Genomic DNA, 306 nt, shown 5'->3' with positions numbered 1-306 from the left:
CCGACACCCCGGCCAAGTACGTGGCCATCCGGGCCGTGCTGTCCCTCTACGCCTCTGGGCGCACCACTGGCATTGTCATGGACTCTGGAGACGGGGTCACCCACACGGTGCCCATCTACGAGGGCTACGCCCTCCCCCACGCCATCCTGCGTCTGGACCTGGCTGGCCGGGACCTGACCGACTACCTCATGAAGATCCTCACCGAGAGGGGTTACTCGTTCACCACCACCGCTGAGAGGGAAATCGTTCGTGACATCAAGGAGAAGCTCTGCTATGTCGCCCTCGACTTCGAGCAGGAGATGGCCA

The 306-nt window shown here is 63.1% G+C and carries 1 protein-coding gene; it reads left to right on the top strand.

Going from position 1 to position 306, the window contains the following annotated elements; all coding sequences use genetic code 11:
* On the top strand, positions 1-306 hold a 306-nt coding region (locus tag F0L46_RS25710; protein ID WP_210247707.1), incomplete at both ends, for a hypothetical protein.

The organism is Salinarimonas soli (assembly GCF_008386575.1).
Lineage (GTDB): Bacteria > Pseudomonadota > Alphaproteobacteria > Rhizobiales > Beijerinckiaceae > Salinarimonas_A > Salinarimonas_A soli.
Note: the sequence above shows the minus strand (reverse complement) of the source record. Positions and strands in the feature narration are given on the sequence as shown.